14 protein-coding genes and 1 tRNA gene are annotated in these 13,944 nt (G+C 71.1%); 7 read left to right on the top strand and 8 right to left on the bottom strand.

The features are described 5' to 3' along the window. Nucleotides 1–21 precede the first annotated feature (21 nt). Nucleotides 22–561 carry a TetR/AcrR family transcriptional regulator gene (locus tag ACQEV1_RS45130; protein ID WP_285626628.1) on the bottom strand — a complete coding sequence of 180 codons (540 nt, stop codon included), beginning with the start codon at nucleotides 559–561 and terminating at the stop codon, nucleotides 22–24. Between the two features lie 74 nt (nucleotides 562–635). Between ACQEV1_RS45130 and ACQEV1_RS45125 the strand changes: the two genes are divergently transcribed. Continuing rightward, the gene (locus ACQEV1_RS45125; protein WP_285626631.1) at nucleotides 636–1,847 is read left to right on the top strand and encodes an FAD-dependent monooxygenase; all 1,212 of its coding nucleotides are present in this window, start codon (nucleotides 636–638) and stop codon (nucleotides 1,845–1,847) included. Between the two features lie 9 nt (nucleotides 1,848–1,856). Here the strand turns inward: ACQEV1_RS45125 and ACQEV1_RS45120 are convergent, their stop codons facing one another. Then, entirely contained in the window at nucleotides 1,857–2,891 is a 1,035-nt protein-coding gene (locus ACQEV1_RS45120; protein ID WP_433403331.1) for a LacI family DNA-binding transcriptional regulator, read from the bottom strand. A 226-nt stretch (nucleotides 2,892–3,117) separates the two neighbouring features. Between ACQEV1_RS45120 and ACQEV1_RS45115 the strand changes: the two genes are divergently transcribed. The 4 genes from ACQEV1_RS45115 (at nucleotide 3,118) to ACQEV1_RS45100 (ending at nucleotide 7,492) form a co-directional block, all read left to right on the top strand. Continuing rightward, nucleotides 3,118–4,506, top strand: a complete 1,389-nt coding sequence (locus tag ACQEV1_RS45115) for an amidase (protein ID WP_433403329.1) — start codon at nucleotides 3,118–3,120, stop codon at nucleotides 4,504–4,506. 11 nt (nucleotides 4,507–4,517) lie between these two features. Continuing rightward, nucleotides 4,518–5,426: a nitrilase family protein gene (locus ACQEV1_RS45110; protein WP_285626637.1), complete on the top strand. Its 909-nt coding sequence runs from the start codon at nucleotides 4,518–4,520 to the stop codon at nucleotides 5,424–5,426. Between the two features lie 98 nt (nucleotides 5,427–5,524). Continuing rightward, nucleotides 5,525–6,667, top strand: a complete 1,143-nt coding sequence (locus tag ACQEV1_RS45105; RefSeq protein ID WP_285626639.1) for a hypothetical protein — start codon at nucleotides 5,525–5,527, stop codon at nucleotides 6,665–6,667. A gap of 24 nt (nucleotides 6,668–6,691) precedes the next feature. Further along, nucleotides 6,692–7,492, top strand: coding sequence for an alpha/beta fold hydrolase (locus ACQEV1_RS45100; RefSeq protein WP_433403325.1), 801 nt, complete (start codon nucleotides 6,692–6,694; stop codon nucleotides 7,490–7,492). Here the strand turns inward: ACQEV1_RS45100 and ACQEV1_RS45095 are convergent. Together ACQEV1_RS45095 and ACQEV1_RS45090 are read right to left on the bottom strand one after the other, a co-directional pair. Next, complete coding sequence (locus tag ACQEV1_RS45095; protein WP_433403322.1) at nucleotides 7,467–8,657, bottom strand: acyl-CoA dehydrogenase family protein; 1,191 nt, start codon at nucleotides 8,655–8,657, stop codon at nucleotides 7,467–7,469. The two genes, ACQEV1_RS45100 and ACQEV1_RS45095, sit on opposite strands and share 26 nt — an antisense overlap. Then, nucleotides 8,654–9,799, bottom strand: a complete 1,146-nt coding sequence (locus ACQEV1_RS45090) for a CaiB/BaiF CoA transferase family protein (protein ID WP_433403320.1) — start codon at nucleotides 9,797–9,799, stop codon at nucleotides 8,654–8,656. Before ACQEV1_RS45090 ends, ACQEV1_RS45095 begins: the two co-directional genes overlap by 4 nt. Nucleotides 9,800–9,980: 181 nt before the next feature. Between ACQEV1_RS45090 and ACQEV1_RS45085 the strand changes: the two genes are divergently transcribed. Beyond that, nucleotides 9,981–10,679: a helix-turn-helix domain-containing protein gene (locus ACQEV1_RS45085; RefSeq protein ID WP_433403317.1), complete on the top strand. Its 699-nt coding sequence runs from the start codon at nucleotides 9,981–9,983 to the stop codon at nucleotides 10,677–10,679. Between the two features lie 15 nt (nucleotides 10,680–10,694). Here the strand turns inward: ACQEV1_RS45085 and ACQEV1_RS45080 are convergent, their stop codons facing one another. The 3 genes from ACQEV1_RS45080 to bcp form a co-directional block, all read right to left on the bottom strand. After that, a complete protein-coding gene (locus ACQEV1_RS45080) occupies nucleotides 10,695–11,177 on the bottom strand; it encodes a hypothetical protein (RefSeq protein WP_285626652.1) in 483 nt (160 codons plus the stop codon). A 240-nt stretch (nucleotides 11,178–11,417) separates the two neighbouring features. Next, nucleotides 11,418–11,493: transfer RNA gene (locus tag ACQEV1_RS45075), tRNA-Leu, on the bottom strand. A gap of 16 nt (nucleotides 11,494–11,509) precedes the next feature. After that, nucleotides 11,510–11,980, bottom strand: coding sequence for a thioredoxin-dependent thiol peroxidase (gene bcp, locus ACQEV1_RS45070; RefSeq protein ID WP_433403314.1), 471 nt, complete (start codon nucleotides 11,978–11,980; stop codon nucleotides 11,510–11,512). Nucleotides 11,981–12,159: 179 nt separating this feature from the next. Between bcp and ACQEV1_RS45065 the strand changes: the two genes are divergently transcribed. Beyond that, nucleotides 12,160–12,492, top strand: coding sequence for a DUF3618 domain-containing protein (locus tag ACQEV1_RS45065; protein WP_285626657.1), 333 nt, complete (start codon nucleotides 12,160–12,162; stop codon nucleotides 12,490–12,492). 44 nt (nucleotides 12,493–12,536) lie between these two features. Here ACQEV1_RS45065 and ACQEV1_RS45060 read toward each other — a convergent pair whose 3' ends face one another. After that, on the bottom strand, nucleotides 12,537–13,910 hold the full coding sequence (locus ACQEV1_RS45060) for an MFS transporter (RefSeq protein WP_285626660.1): 1,374 nt from the start codon (nucleotides 13,908–13,910) through the stop codon (nucleotides 12,537–12,539). Nucleotides 13,911–13,944 lie beyond the last annotated feature (34 nt).

Here is a 13,944-nt window from a genome sequence, read left to right as displayed (position 1 = left end):
GGCCGTCCTCGCCGGAGGACGTCACGGCTGGACGCCGAGCGCGGCGCAGGCGGCGGCCACGGAGGCCCTGCGCAGGGGTTCGGCCGGCACGTCGGGGAACTGGATGGTGCAGTCCTGGAGTCCGCCCAGGGCCAGCGCGGCCCGGGCGGCCTGCTCCAGCGTCGGGTCGGGGCCGAACAGCAGGGCCGCGAGCCGTTCGCGCCAGGTCAGCACCGTCTCGGTCAGGCCCAGCTCGGTCAGCGTGGTCAGCTCCGTCAGGACGAACACGATGCCGTCGCGGTGTCGGTGGTGGAAGTCGAAGTAGCCCTCCAGCAACGCCCGCGGGTCGACCTCGTCCAGCGCCTCCTGCCCTGAGACGAACGCCTCGCCGTCGTCGATCAGCGGCTGCACGATGCTGCGCACCAGCTCCTCGCGTGAGCCGAAGTGGTAGTACAGCGCGGGTTTGGTGATGCCGAGCCGGTTCGCGATCTCCTGCAGGCTGGTCTTCTGCACGCCCTTCGCGGCGAACAGCTCACGGGCGACCATCTGGATGCGCTGCTTGGTGTCTGAGGGCTTCGGCACGGCTCCCACCCTAGCTTACTTAACGATAGGTAAGCTACGATGCGCTCCTTACCTATCGTTAAGTAAGGAGCGTTATGCGCATCCTCGTCTCCGGCGCCAGCATCACGGGCCCGGTGCTGGCCTACTGGCTGTCCCGGTACGGCTTCACCGTCACGGTGGTCGAGCGCGCGCCCCGCCTGCGCAAGGCGGGCGGCCACGCGGTCGACCTGTTCAGACCCGCCATGGACGTCTCCGAGCGGATGGGCGTGGTGTCCCGGATCGAGGAGATGAGGACCGGCACGGACCGGATGACCGTCGTACGGCGGGGCGCCCGGAGGCCGGTGACCCTGGACCTCACGAAGGTCTTCCACGCCACCTCCGACCGGCACGTCGAGATCATGCGCGACGACCTGAGCGAGATCTACCACGACGCCACCCGCGACGACGCCGAGTACGTCTTCGGCGACTCCATCACCTCCATCTCCGCCGACGGTGAGGTGACGTTCGAGAACGGCGCGCCGCGCCGCTTCGACCTCGTGATCGGCGCCGACGGGCTGCACTCCAACGTGCGGCGCCTGGTCTTCGGCGACGAGTCCCGGTTCAGCAGGTTCATCGGCGTGTACCTGGCCGTGATGTCGGTGCCGAACGACCTGCGGCTCGACGGTGAGATGCTCAGCCACATCGACGTCGGCCGCATGGCCGGCGTGTACGGGGCGCGGCACCTCGACGACGCGCGGGCGAGCTTCCTGTTCCGCAGCTCACGCGAGCTCGACTACCACTACCGGGACGTGCCGCGGCAGAAGGAGATTCTGCGCGAGACGTTCGCCGGCATGCACCCCGACGTGGACGGCCGGCTCGCCGAACTCGACCGGACGCCGGCGTTCTACTTCGACTCGATCACCCAGCTGCGCATGGACACCTGGTCCCGGGGACGGGTGACGCTCGCGGGCGACGCCGGCTACTGCCCGGGGCCCGCCGTCGGCGGCAGCACGAGCCTGGCGGTCCTCGGCGCGTACGTGCTGGCCGGCGAGCTGGCCGAGGCGCGAGGCGATCACGAACGCGCGTTCCCCGCCTATGAGCGCGCGATGGCGGAGCTCGTACGGGGCAGCCGCAGGTTCGCCCTGGGCGCCGCCAGGAGCCTCGTGCCGGACTCCCGTCTCGGCCTTTGGGCGCTGACACAGGGCGTACGGCTGGTCTCCGCACTGCCCGCCGGGGTCAGCCGGGCGGCGGCGCGCCTCAACTCCAAGGGCGTGCGCCTGCACGACTCGATGACCGTCAAGGACTACGCGGCCGCGGCGGGCGTCTGACCGTCTCGGCTACGTGGCCGCGGGAGCGTTCTCGCTCGAGGCGCGTACGACGAGGGCGGGGGTCAGGCGTTCGGACGCGGCGGGTTCGCCGGCCAGGACCCGTAGGAGGAGTTCGAGGGCGCGGGCGCCCATCTCGTGCATGGGGGAGCGCACGCTGGTGAGCGGGATGGGCAGTTCGGCGGCGAGCGGCGTGTCGTTGTAGCCGGCGATCGCGACGTCGTGGCCGGGGCGCAGGCCCTGGTCGCGGAGGGCGCCGAGCGCGCCGATGGCGGCGAAGTCGTTGACGGCGAAGATCGCGGTCGGCCGGGCGCGGGAGCGGAGCAGACGGTCGGCCGCGGCGCGTCCGCCGGCGGCGTCGAAGTGCGAGTGGACCACGCGTGAGGCGGGCACGTCGACGCCCGCCTCGCGGTAGCGGTCCAGGAAGCCGGTGGTGCGGTCGATGCCGGTGCTGGCGAAGGGCTCGCCGGCGATCACACCCACTCGCGTGTGGCCGAGTTCGAGGAAGTGCTCGGCCACCAGGCGGCCGCCCTCGTAGTCGTCGCAGGTCACCGCCGGATGGTCGCCGGCGCGGCGGTTGACCAGGACGAACGGGACCTGCTGGCCGGCGATGTCGTCGAGGAACGCGCCGTCGATGTGCGCGTCGCCGAAGATGAGGCCGTCGACCCGGCGGGACAGCGCGAGTTCGGTGCGTTCGCGCTGCTCGGCGGCCTGGTCGCGGCTGTTCATCACGAAGGTGGTCATGCCGTGGCGGGCCGCGGCGTCCTCGATGCCCTCGTACACCGTGGCGAGGACGAGGTCGGACAGGCGGGGCACCAGCACGCCGATCAGGTTGCTGCGCCGGGTGCGCAGGCTGGCGGCGTGCGGGTTGGGCCGGTAGTTGAGCCGGGCCGCCCACTGGCGGATCTCCTCCGCGGTCCGCTGCGACGCGGCCCGCTGCGCGTCCTCGGGCGAGCCGTTGAGCACGCGGGACACCGTCGACACGTCGACCCCGGCCGACTGCGCGATGGCGCGCAGCGTGGCGTGTCGTTGCCCCGTTCGAGCCACCCTCGTCCCGCCTCTCGTGGTGTCGCGCCGGCAGCGATCTTCTCATCCCACCCTTGACAGTTCAGCGAAGTGCGCCTTTCATGCTACCCAAACGTTTGAGCCAAACGTTTGGGTCACCACTTCGAGGCACCCAAACGTTTGGGCAAGGAGGTGGAGTGGTGCGACGACGCACCCAGGTCGTCCCCGGACGCTACGTGTCGCCGGCCCCGCACGCGTGGCGGATCCGGTGAGCCGGCTGCCGTCTCCGGCGGGGGCGGGTTACTTCGCCCGGCACACGGTGACCGGGTTGACCGGCGAGCTCCGCGCCGGCCGCGTGTCACCGGAGGACCTCGTCGAGCAGGCGCTGGCCGCGGCCGCTCGCCTCGAACCGGAGCTCAACGCCTTCGTCACCCTCGACGAGGACGGGGCACGGGCGGCCGCTCGCCGCGCCACCGAGGAACTGGCGGCGGGCGTGGACCGCGGTCCGCTGCACGGGATTCCCGTGGCGGTCAAGGACGTGGTGGACACCGCCGGCCTGCGCACCACGATGGGCTCCCGCCACTTCGCCGACCGGGTGCCGGACCGCGACGCGACCTGCGTACGACGGCTGCGGGCGGCGGGCGCGGTCATCATCGGCAAGACCGCGACGCACGAGTTCGCGTACGGGCCCACGGGCGACCGTGCGGCGGGCGGGGCGACGCGCAATCCGTACCGGCCGGAGCGTATGGCGGGCGGGTCCAGCAGTGGGTCCGCGGCCGCTGTGGCCGCCGGCGTCGTTCCGGTGAGTGTCGGCACGGACACCGGCGGCTCGGTGCGCATCCCGGCGGCCCTGTGCGGTGTCGTCGGACTGAAACCGTCCCACGGCGCCGTGCCCGTCGACGGGGTGTACCCGGTGGCGCCCTCCCTGGACACGGTGGGGCCGCTGGCGCGCACCGCCGCGGACTGCCGTCTGCTCTGGAACGTGCTCGCCGGCCGCACGGCGGCCGAACGCGACGACGCGCCGCCGGTGGTCCGGCGCGTGGGCTGGATACCGCCGGACACGATCCACCCCACCTCGCCCCGGGTGGCCGAGGCGGCCCGCGCGTGCCTGGCCGGCGGCGGGTTCGAGGTGGAGGAGGTGGCCGTTCCCGAGGCGGCCGCGCTGGCGAGGGCGTACCACACGATCCAGGGCAGCGAGGTCTACGCCGTGCACGCCGATCGGATGGCCACCGCCGCCGACCTGTACGACGAGGAGGTCGCCGAACGGCTCCGCGGGGCCGCGCGCGTGCGCGGCTGGGAGTACGTGCGGGCGTGCGACCTCCGCGACCGGGCACGCGAGGCGGTCACCGCGCTGCTGCGCGTCCACGACCTGCTGGCCCTGCCCACCGTGCCGATCCCCGCGCCCCCGCTGGACGCCCGCGCCCGGCGGGCGGGCGACGCCGGCGTCGACGTCCGTACGGCACTGCTCGCGCTGACCAGCCCCTGGAGCGTGCTCGGCCTGCCCGCCGTCACCCTGCCCGCGGGGCTGGTCGACGGGCTGCCCGCAGGCCTGCAACTGGTGGCGCCGGCCGGCGGCGAGGAGCTGCTGCTGGCCGTGGCGCAGGAGTTGCACGACGCCACGACCGAGACCGAGCCACCCGTACCGGCCCGACACTGAAGGGAAACGCCATGTCCTCTGCCCCTCCGCCCGCCGCCACCAGCCCGGTGACGGCCGCCGCCATCCAGTTCGACCCCCAGGTCGGCGTGGAGAACAAGGACCGGAACCTGCGGCGAACGCTGGAACTGGTCAACGAGGCCGCCGACCGGGGAGCGACGCTCGTCGTGCTGCCCGAACTGGCCGGCACCGGCTACGCGTTCGCCACCCGCGAGGAGGCGTACGCCCACGCCGAGGAGGTGCCCGCCGGCCCGACCACGCGGGCATGGATCGCGCTCGCCCAGGAGCGCGGCATCCACCTCGTCGGCGGCCTGGTCGAACTCGACGACGACGGGGTCCGCCTGTTCGACACCGCCGTGCTCATCGGTCCCGACGGGCTGGTCGGCAAGTACCGCAAGACCCACCTGTGGGAACGAGAGAAGCTGATCTTCACCCCGGGCGATCTCGGCTTTCCGGTGTTCGACACCAGGATCGGCCGGATCGGCCTGCTCATCTGCTGGGACATCTGGTTCCCCGAGACGGCGCGGCTGCTGGCCGTCCAGGGCGCCGACGTCATCTGCAGCGCCAACAACTGGGTGTGGACCCCGCCGCCGCTGTTCGACGAGGCCGGCCGGTGCATGGCCGCCTATCTGACGATGACCGCCTCGCACGTCAACAACGTCGCGTTCGTCGCCGCCAACCGGGTGGGGGAGGAGCGGGGCGGCCGGTTCCTCGGCTGCTCGCTGATCACCGGCACCAACGGATGGCCGATCGGCCCGGTCGCCTCCGCCGAGGACGAAACGATCGTCTACGCCGGCCTCGACCTGGTCGCGGCGCGCTCGGCACTGGTCTGGAACGACCTCAACGACCTCGCCCGGGACCGCCGGACCGACCTTTACGACCCACTCCTGGGCTACCGCGGCGGCGACGCCCTCCCGCGCTGAAGGAGGCTCCCATCATCGAGAGAATCGCCGGCCGCTCCGCCGCGAGGGGCGCCTCGGCCGCGGCCCTGCGGTGGCCGGCCGGCCTCGCCCTGATCGCGGTGACCGCGGCCGCCGCCGTCGTCCTCAGCCGCGTGACCGGCCGGCTGCCCCACCTGCTGCCCGGTTACGCCCACTGGGAGCGGCAGGCGTACACCCGTGTCCCGCAGTTCCTGCGGTGGTGGATCGGCGACACCACCGAGGCCGAGTTCTTCAAGAGCGGCCTCGGGGGACTCGGCATGCTCGCGGGCGGCTGGATCGCCCACGCCGCCGGAAGGCGCGGCCGGCGCTGGGCGGGCTTCCCCGTCGCGTGCGGCAGCGGCCTGTGGCCGTGGATGACCGGTTCGGCCGCCCTCGGCCTGCTGCTGTCCGACGTCGCGTGGGGGTGGACGCTGCCCGCCTCCGGGACCTGGCAACCCACGTTCGTGCCGTTCGTCTCCGTCCCGCCGGCCATCGTCCTGGTCTACGGGGCGGGGTGGGCGGTCGCGGCGACCGGTGCCGTGCTCGGCGCCGCCCTGACCACCCCGGTCGCGCTGCTGCTGGTCGACTTCGTCTGCCTGCCGCTGCACCTGCCCACGGTGATCGGCAACGTCACCGGCATGTGGGTCGGCGCCCTGATCGCCTTCGCGCTGTGCCGCCGCCTGCCGTGGATGCCGCCCGCCCTGGCCGCGCGGTCCACCCCGGCATCCGATCCGCCGGGCGGGGCCGCCGAGCCGTCCCCGGACCAGGGGCCGGGCTGGGTGGTCCGGCGCGTCCTGGCCGACTTCACCGAGGCCCAGTTCTTCGGCAACGAACTCGCCTCGATCGGCCTGGTCGGCGGCACCGTGCTGACCTTCCTGCTCAACCCGCTGACGCCGGTCTACGGCAGCGGTCTGCTGCCCGCCCTGCTGACCTCCCAGGTCATCGCCGCCACGGTCGGGGTGCTGGTCCACCGGCGGCGCTGGGCCGAACACGGCTGGTACCCCACCTTCGTGCCGGTCGTCTCCGTCGCCCCGGCGACCGTGCTGACCTACGGGCCCACCGTCCAGGCCGTCATCGCCGGAGCGGTGTTCGGCGCGCTCGCCGGACCGCCGCTGGCCGCGTGGATCTCCCGCCGGCTCCCACCGGACTTCCACCCGTTCATCGGCAACGTCGTCTCCATGACCGCCTGCACGCTCGTCGCCGTCCCGCTGCTGGGCACGCTGCCCGGCTTCACGGCGGCCTGACCACACTGAATGAAAGGGTTCAACGTGCGAACGCTCACGTTCGACCACGACGGAACGACGATCAGCGCCCGAAGGCGCGACGGGGACGGTCCGCCCCTCGTCGTTCTTCCCGGCATCATGGCCGACGCCGCCACCTGGCAACCCGTCGTCGACCACCTCACCCCGTCCAACCCGGTCATCGTGCTCAACCGCCGAGGCCGCGCTCCGAGCGGCCCGCTCGGCGCCGGGTACACCGTGCGCACCGAGATCGACGACCTCCACCACGTGCTCGGCGTCCTCGGTGAACCCGTGCACCTGTTCGGCTGGAGCTACGGCGCGCTGATCGCCGCCGAGACCGCCACCGAGCGTGCGGGCCTGCGGTCGCTGACCCTCTATGAGCCGGTCGGGCGGCCCTTCGCCCCGGAGGCGGTCCCCCTCCTGCGCGACGCCATCGACCGCGGCGACCTCGACAGGGCGGTGGAGATCGTCAACATCACCGTGTCCGGATTCACCGCCTCGTACGTGGCCGCGCTGCGCGAGGACCCCGTCTGGCCGGTCCTGCGGACCCTGGCCGCGTCGTTGGCCGACGAACTCGCCGCCATCAACGACCACCGCCCGCGTCTCCACGAGTACCGCGACCTCGACCTGCCGGTCACCCTGCTCCTCGGCGAACTCAACGAAGGCACGGCTCCGTACGGCACCGCGTTCACGCCGTTCGCGCAGGCGCTGCCGCAGGCGCGGATCGTCCGCGTCCCCGGCCAGGGCCACCTCGCGCACGCCCAGGCCCCGCGCCTGCTCGCCGAGTCCATCGCCGACGCGCTCAGCGGAACGCCGGCCGGCCGGTGATCGCCTGGCCCACGACCAGGGTGTGCATCTCGACCGTGCCCTCGTACGTCAGCACCGACTCCAGGTTGGTCATATGACGGATCACCGGGTACTCGAGGGAGATCCCGTTGGCGCCCAGGACCGTACGTGCCGTGCGGCAGATGTCCAGAGCCTCGCGCACGTTGTTCAGCTTGCCGAGGCTGACCTGCTCGGGGCGCAGCGTCCCGGCGTCCTTGCGCCGGCCCAGGTGGAAGGCGAGGAGCAGTCCCTTGGTGTACTCCAGGGTCATGTCGACGAGCTTCTGCTGCGTCAGTTGGAAGGCGGAGATCGGTTTGCCGAACTGCGTGCGCTCGCCGGCGTAGGACAGCGCCGCGTGAAGGCAGGACCGGGCCGCTCCCATCGCCCCCCAGACGATCCCGAAGCGCGCCTCGTTCAGGCAGCTCAGCGGCCCCTTCAGTCCGGTGACCTCGGGCAGTACCGCGTCGGCGGGGAGCCGGACCCCGTCCAGCACCAGCTCGCTGGTCACGGACGCCCGCAGCGACAGCTTGTGCTTGATCTCCGGCGCCGAGAAGCCCGGGGTGCCGGCGGGCACGACGAACCCACGGACTCCCTCGTCGGTCCGCGCCCAGACCACGGCCACGTCGGCGACGCTCCCGTTGGTGATCCACATCTTGCGGCCGTCGAGGATCCAGTCCGACCCGTCCCGGTGCGCCCTGGTCCGCATGCTGCCCGGGTCGGAGCCGGCGTCGGGCTCGGTGAGCCCGAAGCAGCCGATGGCCTCTCCGGCCGCCATCGCGGGGAGCCATTGCCGCTTCTGCTCCTCCGAGCCCCACCGCCAGATCGCGAACATCGCCAGCGACCCCTGCACGGACACCAGTGAGCGCACCCCGGAGTCCGACGCCTCCAGCTCCATGCACGCGACGCCGTACTCGGTGGCGGACATGCCGGCGCAGCCGTACCCCTCCAGGTGCATGCCGAGGACACCGAGGCCGCCCAGCTCCTTCGCGAGGCCGCGTACGTCGGGGATCTGTCCGCGTTCGAACCAGTCGGCGACGAACGGATCGACCTGCTCATCACAGAGCCTGCGCACCGCGGTCGCGACCGCCCGCTCGTCGGGCGTGAGCAGCTCGCCGAGCCCGGCGGGATCCCGGGGGTCGAGGGCGGGCGGGCGCGTCGTCGTGCTCATCGGGTCTTCTCCTCTGCGAGCCAGCGGCGAACCTCGTCGCTGTGTTGTCCGAGCCGGGGCGGGGGCGCGTAGTGCGTGACGGGCGTCTCCGAGTAGCCGATGGGGTGGCGGATCTGCGGCGGCGCGGAGTCGCCGACCGGGACGGTCGCCTCCAGGCCGAGCGACTCCGCCAGCCTCAGCCCGTCGGCGATGTCGCCGACCTTGCCGGCGGGCACCCCCACCGCGGTGAGGCGGGCGGTCCAGGAGGCGACGGTGTCCTGGCTCAGCCGCTCCTCGAGAGCGCGGCGCAGCGCCGGGCGGTTCAAGACGCGCGCCTCGTTCGTGGCGAAGCGCTCGTCGCCGGCCAGCTCGGCGGCGCCGAGGACCTCGGCGAGCCGGCCGAACTGCCGGTCGTTCCCGCACGCGAGGGCCAGCATGTCGTCCTTGCACCGGAGAGTCTCGTACGGCGCGATGGACGGGTGCCGATTGCCCATCCGCCGAGGCGACCGGCCTGTCGCGAGGTAGGCGGAGGCCTGGTTGGCGAGTGAGCCGAGCAGGCTGGACAGCAGATTGACCTCCAGCCGCTGCCCCCGCCCGGTGGCGGCCCTCGCGTGCAGCGCGGCGAGGATGCCGATGGCGGCGTCCTTGGCGGTCAGGACGTCCACCAGGGCCACGCCGACCTTCGCCGGCTCGCCGTCCTCCTCACCGGTGATGCTCATGAGCCCGCCCATCGCCTGGACGAGGAAGTCATAGCCCGGCATGGCCGCGCCCCCGCGGCTGCCGAAACCGCTCACGGAGCAGTAGACGATCCCGCTGTTGGCGGCGCGGACGGACGCATAGTCGAGTCCCCGCCGGGCGAGCGCCCCGTCGCGGAAGTTCTCCAGGAGCACGTCGGCGCGCCGGGCGAGCTCGCGCGCCAGGGCCAGGTCCTCCTCGTCGTCGAGGTCGAGCACCACGGAGCGTTTCGACCGGTTCGCACACTCGAAGTACGAACTGGAGTTGGCCGTCCAGGGCGGTCCCCAGCTGCGGGTGTCGTCGCCGACGTCAGGCCGTTCGACCTTGATCACGGTCGCCCCGAGGTCGGCCAGCATCATGGCCGCCAGGGGTCCGGCCAGCACCCGGCTGAAGTCGGCGACGATGACTCCGTCCAGCGGCATCGCCATGCCACCACTCCCTCGCGGTCTCGGCTCAACTTCTTCGCATATTGGCATCTTTCTACGTATTTACGCAATAACCCTGGGGTAGGGTCTCCTGGGCACCACCGAGCGAGAAAGCGCTGATGTCGTGTCGACGCACCCCACGCCGCATGGCCGTCCGAGGCCTCGCCACCGCATGATCGACAGGGTGGCGACCATCCTCGACCTGGCGGCCCGGTCGCGGTCCGGGGTCACGCTGACCGAGTTCGCCCGCGAGCTGGACGCGCCCCTGAGCTCCGTTCAGGGGCTGGTCAACGGCCTCGTGGCGACGGGATACCTCGATGAGCGCGAGCGGCGCTACACGCTGGGGCCGGCCCCGTTCCTGCTGACCCGGCTGGCCGGGCGGCCGGCCGTCACCGCCGTCACCCACCAGGACCTGGTGGAGCTGCACGAGGAGACCGGCATGACGGCGGTGCTCGCCATCGTCGTCGGCAGCGACCTGTACTACGTGGACTACGCGTCGTCCGACCCCAGGTACGCGTACCTGGCCGAGGGCTTCGTACGGCGCTCCCTCATCCGCACGTCCACCGGGTGGATCCTGCTGGCCGGGATGGAGAAACGCGACCTGTGGGCGCAGATCGGCGCGCTGCCCCCGGCCGAGACGGAGCGCGTGAACCGCTTCCTCTACTCCCTCGCGCGGATCCAGCGCGAGGGCCTGGTCGCCGCCCCCGGCGCGTCCACGGAGGCGGACGGCGTGTCCGTGGCGGTGATCGAGGACGGCAAGACGGTCGCCGCCGTCGGCGTCATGGGCGGCCACGCCGAGGTCGCCGAACGCAAGGACGAACTCATCGAGGTCCTGACGCGGCGCCGCCGCGAGTGGGAAGGCCGCGCCCCCGCGATGGAATAGCGGCCGGGGCCGGTCTCACCAGTTCGGAAAGGCCAGATCCATGATGACTGCGACCTGATAGCGATCATCGGCCGTGCCGAGTCCTGGTCTGTCCACTATCAGGACACCACAGTCATACGCCGTCCTGAAATGCTGTACGGCCCTGTTGGTGTCACCTATCTGAAGACACGCTATGCCGCACCAGTAGTGCGCGTAAAAGGTGCTGAAAGAAGCTTCAGCGCCTCCTGCGTAGGAGGAGTATGAGCCGTAGGAGCTGACCAGATTCGCATGTCTTTCATCGTGCGTGCTCGCGATCGCGGCATTGTGCATATGGACATGGCCGGTCGTCTCTGATTCCCAAAGGTCGCCGCGATTCGCCGGATCGAGCGCCTCTCGAACATGTGCGGCGACCGCATCGATCAGCTCGTTGATGACGTGTGTCGCCACCTGTTGGCCGACAGGATTGTCCAGTACGACTTTGATGCACCTGGCGGCTCTCTCTAAATTGGGTGACGGCATCCCGGCCTCCGTTTACAGTAGATGTCGCCAGACCTATTCCTTGTCACCTTACGTCGCAAGTGTCGCGCTGTCGCGTGAAGTTTCCAGGATTGATGATTCTGTGATGATCGGCCTGTCATCAAGATCAAATTTCAGGCGTTCCCGAACCGTCGAGTAGGGGCGCGCTAAATACCGGGCAGACCGAATTACGGCCCCTCGCATCGGGGCTTTCGGGGGTCGTCCCCCGGGTGGGCGCAGCGGTGGGGCCGGTGGGATTCGAACCCACACTGGCGCGATCCTAAGTCGCGTGTCTCCTGCCTGATTGGACTACGGCCCCTGGGGCGAGCGGCGCGTCAGACGCCGAGCTCGCGAAGAATGCGTTCGACGTGGCCCGTGGCCTTCACGTTGTAGAACGCCTTCTCGATCCTGCCGTCCGCGTCCACGATGAACGTCGACCGGCGCACGCCGATGAACGTCCGGCCGTACAGCTTCTTCTCCCCGTACGCGCCGTAGGCCTGCAGGACCTTCGTGTCGGGGTCGGAGAGCAGCGGGAACGTGAGGTTGTCGCGCTCGCGGAACTTGGCGAGCTTCGAGGGCTCGTCCGGGGAGATGCCGAGCACCGCCACGTCGGAGCCGGTGAGTTCCTCCAGGTGCTCCTGGAAGCCGACCGCCTCCTTCGTGCAGCCGGGGGTCATGGCGGCCGGGTAGAAGTAGACCACCACGCGCCGACCGCGGAACGACGACAGGGAGACGCGCTTGCCGTCGGCGTCGGGGAGGGTGAACTCCGGGGCGGCGTCCCCGGGCTCCAGCCGCTGTTCCGTCACGAGAGTACCTTTCCGTTCGAGCCGGGGCCCGTTCCGCGAGCCCCGCCTCGCGCGGGACCGGAAACAGAACCTTGCCCAACCCTACTCGTCAGGGTCCCCACGCAACGGGATCGGGTACAGAGTGGGCAGGAAGCGGTGTCGCGGGACCGTTCCTGACAGACTGATCATTGCTTCGCCCGGTGACAGCGCCGCAGGAGGTACGAGACGAGATGGCCGACAAGACCCGCGACCCCGCGATGATAGAGCGCGAGATCGAGCTGACGCGTCAGGAGCTGGCGCGCAGCGTCGACCTGCTCGCCGAACGCCTGAGCCCCAAGCGCGTCGCGCAGCGTGGGGTCGCCAAGGCCAAAGAGGAGGCCGGCAACGTCGCCACGGACATCAAGACGATCGTGCGCCGGGAGTCGGCCGAGCGCCTGAGCCCGCTGACCGGCCCGGTGCTGATCGGCGCGGGTCTCCTGGCCGCCGGCGTCGCCCTGCGCCTGCTGCTGCGCCGGGGCAACCAGGACTGCTGACGGCGGACCGCCGGGACACGCGGTCCCGGCGGTCCAGAGGGCACTCAGTCCGACGCGGTGGCGAGGCGGCTCGAGCCCGACGCGCGGGGCGTCGCGATGTTCTTGATCGACACGCCCGCGGTCTCCGGGATCAGGAGGATCGGCACCAGGGCGATCAGGCCGGCGACGACCAGGTAGAACGCCGGGATGTAGTTGGTGTGGAACACGCTGATCAGCGAGTCGATCACCAGGGCGGACGTGCCGCCGAACACCGACGTCGAGATGTTGTAGCCGATCGCGAACGCGCCGTACCGCACCTGCGTGGGGAACATCGCCGGGAACGTCGAGCCGATCACGGCCAGCATCAGCACGAGCAGCGCGCCCATGATGGCGAAGCCGGCCGTCACCGTCACCGGGTTGTGGAGCTGCATCAGCTTGATCGCGGGGAAGCTCAGCAGGATGTAGCCGGTGGCGGCGGTGGCCAGCAGCGGCTTGCGGCCGACCCGGTCGGACAGCCGCCCGAGCGGCGCGATCACCAGGAGCATGCCGAACTCCACGCCGATGGTGGTGAGCTGGGCGGCGACGTCGCCGATGCCGAGGTTGTCGGTCAGGTACGACGGCATGAACGTCAGCAGCGTGTAGTCGGCGACGTTCAGCAGGATGACGATGCCGATCAGGTTGAGGATCATCCGCCAGTGGTGGAGGAGGGTCTCCTTCAGCGGAGAGGAGGCCTTGTGGCCCGTCTCGTCGAGCTCCTTGAACGCCGGGGTGTCCTCCAGCCGGACGCGCACGTACAGGCCGACGAGGCCGAGCGGCAGGGCGAGCAGGAACGGGATGCGCCAGCCCCACGCGTGCATGCGGTCCGCGCCGAGGCTCAGGTTGACCAGCAGGACGAGACCGGAGCCGAGGATGTAGCCCCACAGGGTGCCGAACTCCAGGAAGCTGCCGAGCACCCCTCGTCGTCGTGTCGGTGCGTACTCGGCGATGAACGTGGCCGCCCCGCCGTACTCGCCGCCGGTGGAGAAGCCCTGGATGAGGCGTACGAGCAGGAGCAGGATCGGCGCCGCGAGACCGATGGTGTCGTAGCCGGGAAGGACGCCGATGACGAAGGTCGACCCGGACATCAGGATGATCGTGGTGGCGAGGACGCGCTGCCGCCCGAGCCTGTCGCCGAGCGGGCCGAAGAACATGCCGCCGAACGGCCGGATCACGAACGCCGCCGCGATCAGCGCGAACGACTTGAGCGTCGCGCTGCCGGCGCTGTCGTGCGGGAAGAAGACGGTGCCGATGATGGTCGTCATCACACCGGCGCTGAACACGCCGAAGTCGAACCATTCGATGCAGTTGCCCATCGCCGACGCGACGACGGCTCTGCGTACGGTCGCCTGATCGGGTGGGTCCTCAGCTCCGGAAGCGACCTGTTCGACATCCTCCTGCATGGAGTGTCCTTCCTCCTCGACGCCTGAGGCGGCG

The organism is Actinoallomurus sp. CA-142502, from assembly GCF_050936355.1.
Lineage (GTDB): Bacteria > Actinomycetota > Actinomycetes > Streptosporangiales > Streptosporangiaceae > Actinoallomurus > Actinoallomurus iriomotensis.
The sequence above is the reverse complement of the archived record's forward strand: the minus strand, read 5'-3'. Positions and strand labels throughout refer to the sequence as shown.